The organism is Okeania sp., assembly GCF_983059655.1.
On the sequence record NZ_CEZPJD010000268.1, the window covers coordinates 1 to 9735 of the forward strand.

A 9735-nucleotide genomic window follows, 5' to 3' on the forward strand; every position below is an offset into this window, starting at 1 on the left:
CTAAAACCAATATCAGTAAAGACATTTAGGTTTAATCAGCAAGCCCTAATTAATAATTCGGTAATTTTTATAGTAAGACAATTAATAAAGCTTTGATCCTAAACTAAAAGCAATAGCTGATAGCTGACAGCTCTTTAGGTGAAAGGTCGTTAATTTAACGGGAAAACCCGCCCCTACTATTGCCACATTTTAGGTGTATCAAGCTACTACTGGACTATTTTCATTTTTTTTCAGGAGGTTACTGATAACTGATAACTGATAACTGATAACTGATAACTGATTAAGTTGTGGCTGAATTGTTGAGACTAATTTGATAAACCATAAGTGCTACAGCAGCAATACCAGTAAAAATCATTAATCCAGCAGGCATCATTTTACGAGTTTTTACTAAACGGATAATGAATGTAATTACTAAAATAGTTGCAATAACTGTAGAAAATATTAAACCCCAGTTCATACCCATTAATTGGATAATTCCACTAACAATTAGTAGTAAACCACTTACACTACCAGATATTAAAGAAATTTTGCTGCCCGCTTTGCGATATCCGATAATGCCCCCAACAATGGCTAAAATACCATAGGCGATCGCTGATATTATGGCAATATTCATAATTATTAGTATTAATTTTTTAACAACTAAAATTAGTTTATACAGTTACAATTGTTGTTTTTTCTACTTATAGTTATGATTTTTATTAAAACTTAATATTGCTTTACCGAGAAATTGTGGTCTAAAGCCTCCCCTTTTAAGGGGAAAAAAGAAAAAAATTTTCCTTTGAGTCAATCCTCTTCTTTTCAAGGAGAGGTAATTATTAATTATTCATTATTAATTATTCATTATTAATTATTCATTATTCATTGTTGAAACTTATTTTTGATTAAAACTTGAAAGTTAAAGTCTGAAGTTGTTATTAATTACTCAAATAGTAAGACTAACTATTACATATAAATATGACCAAAAGGAAATTAAAAAGCTATGCCTAAAAAATCACACCTAAAAGCACTTTATCGAATTCTATAATATTTTCTATCTGGTTCGTGAAAATTTAATAGTTCAAAAACAAAACAGATGAAAAAGAACAGACGATATCTTAAGTTAATCTAAAAAAATACTTTTATATAACTATAGAGAGTAGACTTATTTTAAGAGTCATCCATAATTACTCTTAACAAGTAACAAATATGACTAAATAATTAGCAGTTATTACCAAAAAATTATCGTCTAAAGCTTCCCCTCTACCAAGAGAAAAGAAAATATTTCTGATGTCAAGCTTCCTTATTGCAGGATGTACTGATAACTGATAACTGAAATAACAGAGGCAATCAAATTATTAATTATGTCTTCTTTAAATTACCAAAAGGTAGATTACCAAACGATCGCCCAAATTCACAACTTACAAAAGCAAATAGCATCCCTGTTATTATATCAGTCTGTTCTGAAAAACCCAGTAGGTGAAACTTTTATTGAACTATTACGATTTCTTTGTAAAAATGATGTCAATAAAATTGAATGTATTCAAGCTTATAGTAATTGGTTTAAAACTCTTGCTAGTAGCAATATTTCCTGGCAAGAATATCTAATTTCTCAGATTATTAAAGATGATAATCCCTTTAGCAAACAAGTTCAACAAAAAAAACTGACTGACCTTTCTCCCACCTTAACTGCAGCAGCAAAACACGATTTGAAAATTTTACAAAATCTTTATCAATGTAGTAGTAAAAAAATTAGTCAGTGGATACAAACAATAGCAAAATTAGAGCAACCTCCTGTTGCCTGGGAACTACAATTAACAAAAGAAGAGGTTATATATAAAAATTTAATAAATTTAGAAAATTGGGCAGATGCTATTGAAACCTTAGCCACTCATTATCATCATAATGGCACGGGTTTATTTGCCCAATCAATTGCCTTTGAATGGCGTAACAGTCAACTACTTACTATTACTTACCCGGACCCAGTTGAATTAAAAGAGTTAGTCGGATATGAACTTCAAAAAGATACCTTAATCAAAAATACAGAATTTCTCCTAGCAGGATATTCAGCCCTTAATATATTACTATACGGTAGTCGCGGTTCTGGCAAATCCTCTTTAATAAAAGCTTTATTAAATGAGTATAGTCAACGCAATCTTCGTTTAGTCGAAGTGGCTAAATCAAACTTAAAAGATTTACCATTAATTGCAGAAAAACTACGCGATATTCCACAAAAATTTATTATCTTTGTCGATGACCTTTCCTTTGAAGAAGATGATGATACTTTTAAAGCTCTCAAAGTAGTTTTAGAAGGTAATTTAACTGCTAGACCAACAAATGTGGTAGTCTATGCTACATCAAATAGAAGGCATTTAATTAGAGAATTTTTTAACGATCGCCCCCGCCCAAAAGATAGTGATGAGGTTCATAATTGGGATACAGTTCAAGAAAAGCTTTCTTTTAGCGATCGCTTTGGCTTAACTTTAACTTTTGAACCTGCGAACCAGAATACTTATTTAACAATTGTTAGACATCTGGCAAAACAGGCAAAAATTAATCTAAATTCTGAAGATTTAGATTATCAAGCCTTACAATGGGCTACTAGACATAATGGTCGCTCTGGGCGAACGGCACGACAATTTATTGATTTTCTCAAAGCTAATTTAGCAGTTTTTGAGAACTATTGAAGAATGTACTAGGTGTTTATTAATTGATAATTGATAATTGATAATTGATAATTACCTCTGGTTAAAACCGTTACGGAATTGAATATAAGGAAATACTATTTCTTCTCTTGGTTGATTGGATATGGCGATCTTCGGAGCGGCTCTGATAAGAGCAGGGGACCTAGCCATCCGGAGACCGCTTTTTTCCCGTTAAAAGGGGGAGGATTTAAACCAGAACTATTTAATTATTAATTATTAATTATTCTGTAAATTTTAGCTTGTATATTGAATCTAAAACTTATTTAATAACACCTAATATTTTCTCAAAATAGAAACGGTAAAAAAAATAATTAACGAGGTAACTAAAATGGGTCTTTTCGATCAAGGAACAACAACAATACAAGCTACTGATATTCAATTAGAGCCGGCAGAAGCTTTTGCAGCGATCGCCTTAATTGCTGTTGCTGCTGATGGTGTTATTACTAGGAGTGAATCTCAAGGTATTAATAATATTTTCTCTCGTATGCAACTGTTTAGTGATTATCCAAAAGAGCGTAAGACAGAAATGCAAGACCGTCTCCTTGGTATGATTAAAAATAAAGAAATCAAGCCTTTGTTTGATGCGGCAGTTGCTAAACTTCCAAAGGAGTTAAGAGAAACAGTTTTTGCTGTTACTACAGACTTAGTTTTAGTAGATGGAGACCTTGCTGAAGAGGAAGAACAACTTTTGAACGAATTGTATAATGCTTTGGAAATTTCCGAAGAAGTAGCTACTAAGATTATTGATGTAATGATGATTAAAAATAAGGGTTAATTGTAAGTATTTCCTACGGAATTCTGCACAAACAGCTATTAGCAATTCAGCTTTCAGCTATCAGCAATTAAGTAGGTAGGCGTGAAAATTTATAGTTAGATGAAGGCAGGAGGTAGAGGTTTCAGAGCTACTTTACTTTTTGTTACATACTTGTTTTTTTTCATGCTTACTTACTTAGTAATGAATAATTACTTCTAAAGTGTAGGAAGAGTACTTTGGCAGTAACTTTTTATTCTTTCTCAATTTCTAAATTGCTTTTACCTTTCCCAAAATTAATAGCTTAATAGCTGATAGCTAATAGCTGACTGAATGCTTACGGTATTTAATTACAAAATTTATTTTGATGAATGTTAAATGAACAATTACTACAATAAAATTGGGCATTGTTCATTGTTCAGAAAAGGAAAAATGTCTTTTTACTATACAAGAATAGTTCATTTTCAAGATACCGATGCTGCTGGAGTGGTTTATTTTGCTAATGTTTTAGCAATGTGCCATGAAGCTTATGAAGCATCTTTAGTAGAATTTGGTATTAATCTGAAAGTTTTTTTTAGTAATCAAGAAATGGCTATTCCGATTATTCATGCTAATGTTGATTTTCGTCGCCCGATGTTTTGTGGGGATGAGTTAACTATTGAATTAATTCCTAAAAGTTGGGGAGATGATGAGTTTGAGATTTCCTATCAAGTATTTTTAAAAGAAACAGAAAATAAGTGGGTAGCCAGAGCTATTACAAGGCACGTTTGTATTGATCCTCAAAGTAGAAGTAGGCAAAAATTATCTGATGAAATGAGGAGATGGTTATTGAGTATGCAAAATTTGTAGTTTGGCTAATATAAAGAGAAATAAAATGATGGATATATTTCAGTTTTTTTTAATTAGACATCTCCGACAATAAAAAATCAAATCAATTATCGCACAGAAATTATCAATTCTTTTCCTCTACTGCCTACTGCCTACTGCCTCTTTTCCGGAGATGTCTATTTAATAAATTTGTTCAGGATAGCATTTGCAATATTTTTCTTTATAGTTGGTTTTATTGCAGCATTTAGAAGTATTATACCAAATTCAAAAAAGGCAGTTACATCTTAATTTGTGATTTCTTCTTAAAAGAAAAAATTATAAATTCCATAAATTCTAAAATTTCCACCTTTTTTCCTCTTTAATATTTATGTTTTTCTTTCTCTGTTCCCTGTTCCCAGCTCCGGTGTTCCCTGTTCCCTGTGTCCTCACGCTTTGCAATATTTTATGAAATTGGTATTACTTTTGTTGAAACTATAATTTTAGCTTTAATCCTGTTTTTCCTTGCTACCGTTTTTTCTATCTTTATTCAGAGTATTCCAGGAAGTGAAGCTGGAGTTATAAATATAAATTATATTTTCTTAGCATTGGCAGGAGGATTTGCTTTAGGAAAGATTTCAAAGTGGATAATGGAAAGACTATTCATGTAGCAACATTAAAGTTGAAAAAGTTTGAACAGATAAAATAATGATAGAGCTGAGTTTAATACAGCAAAATTCAAGTATATGAAGTATAAGATTTTAATACTTCGCCCTTAATAATGGGGTTTAAATAAAACTTTTGTGGTGCGTATATTTTGTCTGGTACTGGTGTACCTAACTTAGGTAAAATCTGCTGTATAAGTAAATTTAAAATAATACTTACAGCATCATTATTTTAGTAGTGTCACACTGGATATTTTTTTATTTTTCCAGTTTGTTGGTAATTAGTCTATTCGTTATTTAAAAGTTGTTGATAATTTTCTCTTTGTCGAATATCGTCTAATGGTGATTCTGGTTGTGGTGGTTCGTCATAACAAAATTCTAATTTAATAACTCTTACTGAACTGCCTGCAACCATAACATGAATTCTCATTTTGCCTGTTTGCCATTCTGAATTACCTAACTTTAAAACCTTACAATCCATACCTTCAGGAGGAAAAATTAATTCTATATTTTGGAGTTTAAATTCTACAGAGTTGTCAACTATTCTAATAAGATTCCTTTTCAAAATACTAAATATACTAATATTTGTATGATTCTGTTTGTTCATAATACAATAACTTTCATTAAAAGAAGTTTGAACTTTTTCTACTGTCAACTCCTTAAATCGTTCAACAGTAAAAGTATCTTTACCAATCATCAAAATATCAGTATCGCATTCTAGAGCTTGAAAAGTATTATCCATAATATTGAAGTAGACTTTCATCAACCTGATAATAACACAATATTTTTACCAGTTAAAAATTGATTTATACAGCTTTCTTTCTTCTTCTTAATTCAATAAAATAGAAACAGAGTCGAATTTAAGAAAAATAAAATGTCAAAAAATACTTACGCTATTATTGGCAGTGGTGCACTAGGAGGTTTTTATGGTGCAAAACTACAAAAAGCAGGATTAGAAGTTCATTTTTTACTCCATAGTGATTATCAGCACGTTATCAAAAATGGCTTAATCATAGAATCCAAAGATGGCGACTTTACCCTCCCTCAAATTAACGCCTATAACAATACTAATAAAATGCCAAAATGTGATGTAATTATCGTCGCATTAAAAACAACACAAAACCATTTGTTACCAGAATTACTTCCACCTTTATGCCAAGAAAATAATGTTGTCTTACTCTTAATGGATTGGGTACAGAATCTGAAATAGCCAAAATTGTTGGTGAAGAGAGAGTAATTGGAGGAGTATGTAATCTTGCTTCTAATAAAATAGGTTACGGTCATATTCGCCATATAGATTATGGTTTGATTAGAATCGGAAAATATGCCACAAATTATCAACCTGCTGGTATTACTAATAAAATGTGTGAAATTTCCCAGGATTTTGAAAGTGCTGGAATACAAGTTAATTTAAGTGAAGATTTATTCCAAGAAAGATGGAAAAAATTAGTTTGGAATATTCCTTATAATAGCTTGTCAGTAATTCTAGATGCTCGAACTGATGAAATGATGAGAGATACTCATACTAGAAACTTAATCACAGAAATAATGCAAGAAGTATTGGAGGGTGCAAAAAGTTGTAAGTGTGAAATTCCAGATAGTTATATTCAAAATATGTTAGACCATACTGACAAGTTAAAGCCTTATTTGACTAGCATGAAAATTGACTATGATCGACGACGACCTTTAGAAATAGAAAGTATTATTGGCAACCCCTTACGAATAGCAGGTGCAGCAGGTATTCAGTTAAATAAAATTGGGATATTGTATCAACAATTAAAATTTTTAGATGCTAGAAATAGGCAAGATATTTGAATTTTATGGTAAGCATTCAGCCGTTAGGAATCAGCTTTCAGCATTTAGCTGTCAGTTCAAAATTTGAGGATTTAATACCAATTCCCGAAAGTAGTCCTATACTTGTGCAATACTTCAGTTATTAACTAATTAGCAGAAGCTGAATCACTTTTCTACTAATTTTAGCTAATCTAATATTCTATTTATTATTCTTATGTTTTCTTCTCCCTGTACGGACGTTACATGCAACGTCTCTACCCACTCCCCTACTCAGCAAAATGTAGAAAAGTTTTTGAGAAATGGTATAAGTCCCCCTACTATAATTTGAAAAAATTAGTGGTGCGTATTAATGGCATTATACACCTTGAAAAGCTGAGTGCTGACTGCTACTTCAAAACATCCCTTTATTTCTCGTTCTCACCCGTTCATACAACTCCTCCATCACTGCCAAAAAAGAAGATTCTTTCTCCCAAAAAGGGGGAAAATCTCCTGCCTTCTTAACCACAATAGCAGGAATACTAGCACTCCCAACATCTTCCCCCAACTGTGGCAACCGCTTTTGGGAAAGCCAAAAATCCTTAGCAGAACAAATTTTTTCTACTGCTACTTTATCCGGTTTAGTATAGTAAGAATCAACCAATTTAGGCACAAAATCTTCACTATCCAAAGACGAAAATAAAGCCTTTCCTAAAGGTGACTTAGCTAACTCTTGTTGTAGTTTTTCCCTAGAAATACCCCTCAGTTCAAATAATAAAAAAGGATCTTCATCTAATTCGGCAGCAACTAAATAATAAACACCAGCAATATGTTTACAAGGATTTTGCCAATCTGGGCAAGAACAATTTGTCTCAAAATCCTCACGACTATGAGGAAGCAAATGTAACTTTAAATCAGTAAAAGCTGATTCAATATTATCAGGCATTTCTCCAAGTAATAACTTAGAAACAAAACTCGCTTTTGAGCCTAAATAAGCGATCGCCTTTGACCAGTCAGTTTCTTTTATTGGTTTAATTTCAATAGTAGTATTATAGAGAGGTTCTTTATAAACACCGAAATAAGGATTAACCGAACCTCTTACCTTGGCACTAATTTTACCATTATTAATTTTATACTCTTTAATTTTACCATTACGAGCATAAGAACGTCCTCGCCCCAAACGATTTGAATCAGTGAAGTTTTCTAGTGCTTCTATGAAGCGTTTTCCCCACCAAGTTTTGCTAAAGTTTGCCATATTAACTCCTAGTTTTTTAGTAAGCATTCAGCCATCAGCAATCAGAAATCAACTATTGCTTTTGTCTGGGATAAAAGCTTTATTTCAACCTCTTCCTCTAGGGATATTTTTAAGCAAGAATTCAATCTTACTACAAAAGTCGAAAAGTCGGCTCTATATTCATTTTAAGGGTGAGGTATTATTACTGTTCAGTAAATGAATTGACTATTGCTATACACGCAATAGAAGAGAAATTTGACTATTCACCTCCTCTGTTAGAGTGCTTCAGAAAATAAATTAATTATTGCTATATACGCAATAGAAGAGAAATTTCACTACTCATCTCCTCTGCTGGGTGCTTCAGCAAATGAATTGACTATTGCTACATACGCAACAGAAGAGAAATTTCACTACTCATCTCCTCTGCTGGGTGCTTCAGCAAATGAATTGACTATTGCTACATACGCAACAGAAGAGAAATTTCACTACTCATCTCCTCTACTGGGTACTTCAGCAAATGAATTGACTATTGCTACATACGCAACAGAAGAGAAATTTCAATAGTGATGCTTTTTTCATAACTTACACAGAGATTCCAATTCTAGGATACGTTACAACGCACCTTAAACTACAGCTAGCATATAATTAGGTATATTGAAAATAAAATCAAACTATGATAAGGTCAAGCGAATATACAAAATGTTTTATATATTAATAATTTTTGGTAAAAATGAAAATCATAAAAGACATTTTAGATGACATAAAAAAAGGCGAAAATATAGATGGGTATTTGGCTTTAATTCTAGGATTAATTTGTTCATTTATAGGAATATTTAATGACTCAATTACTTATGCTCTTACAGCTATTTCCACGGTGCTAACTTTCTTGGCATTAGGAATTTTAATTGATAGAAAAAATACTCAAAAAGTATCAAAACTATTGGAAGGTTTAACTATCAAACAAAATGATATTTTGGCTCAAAGGAATAAAGCTTTTTTTTATAATAATATTTTAGAATCTATCAGTAATGCAAAAGAAGAGATTTGTATACTTGTTCGCTCTGGAAGTACATTAAAATCTTTTGATGAGGAGATTAAAAAAGCTATCATGAGAAATTGTCAAGTACGCATTATTTTGTGTGCTAGAAATCCAGAAACAATTAATTCAATGGCTTTTAGAGGTCATAAGACAAACAACCCCAATAAAATATTTAGCGATATAGAAAATTCTATTAATAATCTAACAAGCTTAAAAGAAAAAATAAATGAGTCTCAAATATATCTTTTAAAAATACGAGAAATACAATACTTGCCTTCTATTGGTTTTTCCATTTCCGATCCAGAATCAAGCGATGGTAAACTATTTGCTTTATTAGCTTCTTTTCGTTCTGAGTCTAGTGTAGCTCCTAGTATCTTATTGAATAAAAAAAATGATATTGACCTATTTAATTATTTCAAACAGGAATTTGATAACTACTGGGAAGCAGCAAATGAAATTACAGAATTAACATAATTTATTTTCAGGACTTACGCAAATTATATTAGTAAGCATTCAGCTATTAGCTTTCAGATATCAGCAATAATACTCTACTTTTGTAGTAAATTTTAACTTTGGTTCAATAATATCCCAGCTAATTGAGCGAGGTTTAAATAAAACCTTATAGGCAACTAACAGCAATAGCTAATAGCTGACTAAAAAAAAGAAGTAATAAAGAATTAATTATTCATTATTAATTATTCATTATTAATTATTCATTATTAATTATTCATTATTCATTATTCATTATTCATTATTCATTAATTAAACCACTATTTGCTTATTCAAAACAA

Annotated in this window: 9 protein-coding genes and 1 pseudogene; 7 read left to right on the top strand and 3 right to left on the bottom strand. The window is 31.3% G+C overall.

Features of this window, described 5'->3' with window-relative positions; translation table 11 throughout:
• Positions 1 to 280 precede the first annotated feature (280 nt).
• Positions 281 to 613, bottom strand: a complete 333-nt coding sequence (locus tag AC3DU7_RS15990) for a TMEM14 family protein (protein WP_488040321.1) — start codon at positions 611 to 613, stop codon at positions 281 to 283.
• A 727-nt stretch (positions 614 to 1340) separates the two neighbouring features.
• Here AC3DU7_RS15990 and AC3DU7_RS15995 point away from each other — a divergent pair.
• The 4 genes from AC3DU7_RS15995 (at position 1341) to AC3DU7_RS16010 (ending at position 4907) form a co-directional block, all read left to right on the top strand.
• Positions 1341 to 2663: an ATP-binding protein gene (locus tag AC3DU7_RS15995; RefSeq protein ID WP_488040322.1), complete on the top strand. Its 1323-nt coding sequence runs from the start codon at positions 1341 to 1343 to the stop codon at positions 2661 to 2663.
• Positions 2664 to 3009: 346 nt separating this feature from the next.
• The gene (locus AC3DU7_RS16000) at positions 3010 to 3456 is read left to right on the top strand and encodes a tellurite resistance TerB family protein (protein ID WP_488040323.1); all 447 of its coding nucleotides are present in this window, start codon (positions 3010 to 3012) and stop codon (positions 3454 to 3456) included.
• A 408-nt stretch (positions 3457 to 3864) separates the two neighbouring features.
• A complete protein-coding gene (locus AC3DU7_RS16005; protein ID WP_488040324.1) occupies positions 3865 to 4281 on the top strand; it encodes an acyl-CoA thioesterase in 417 nt (138 codons plus the stop codon).
• Between the two features lie 398 nt (positions 4282 to 4679).
• Positions 4680 to 4907, top strand: a complete 228-nt coding sequence (locus AC3DU7_RS16010) for a hypothetical protein (protein ID WP_488040325.1) — start codon at positions 4680 to 4682, stop codon at positions 4905 to 4907.
• A gap of 280 nt (positions 4908 to 5187) precedes the next feature.
• Here the strand turns inward: AC3DU7_RS16010 and AC3DU7_RS16015 are convergent, their stop codons facing one another.
• Positions 5188 to 5643, bottom strand: a complete 456-nt coding sequence (locus AC3DU7_RS16015) for a KGK domain-containing protein (RefSeq protein WP_488040326.1) — start codon at positions 5641 to 5643, stop codon at positions 5188 to 5190.
• Between the two features lie 132 nt (positions 5644 to 5775).
• Here AC3DU7_RS16015 and AC3DU7_RS16020 point away from each other — a divergent pair.
• A pseudogene (locus AC3DU7_RS16020) lies at positions 5776 to 6716 on the top strand (putative 2-dehydropantoate 2-reductase).
• 370 nt (positions 6717 to 7086) lie between these two features.
• On the opposite strand, the gene AC3DU7_RS16025 reads toward AC3DU7_RS16020, so the two are convergent.
• Positions 7087 to 7926, bottom strand: a complete 840-nt coding sequence (locus AC3DU7_RS16025; RefSeq protein WP_488040327.1) for an SWIM zinc finger family protein — start codon at positions 7924 to 7926, stop codon at positions 7087 to 7089.
• Positions 7927 to 8277: 351 nt separating this feature from the next.
• On the opposite strand from AC3DU7_RS16025, the gene AC3DU7_RS16030 reads away from it, so the two are divergent.
• Both AC3DU7_RS16030 and AC3DU7_RS16035 read left to right on the top strand, forming a co-directional pair.
• Entirely contained in the window at positions 8278 to 8469 is a 192-nt protein-coding gene (locus AC3DU7_RS16030) for a hypothetical protein (RefSeq protein WP_488040328.1), read from the top strand.
• A 166-nt stretch (positions 8470 to 8635) separates the two neighbouring features.
• Entirely contained in the window at positions 8636 to 9418 is a 783-nt protein-coding gene (locus AC3DU7_RS16035; protein WP_488040329.1) for a TrmB family transcriptional regulator sugar-binding domain-containing protein, read from the top strand.
• The last annotated feature ends 317 nt before the right edge of the window (positions 9419 to 9735 follow it).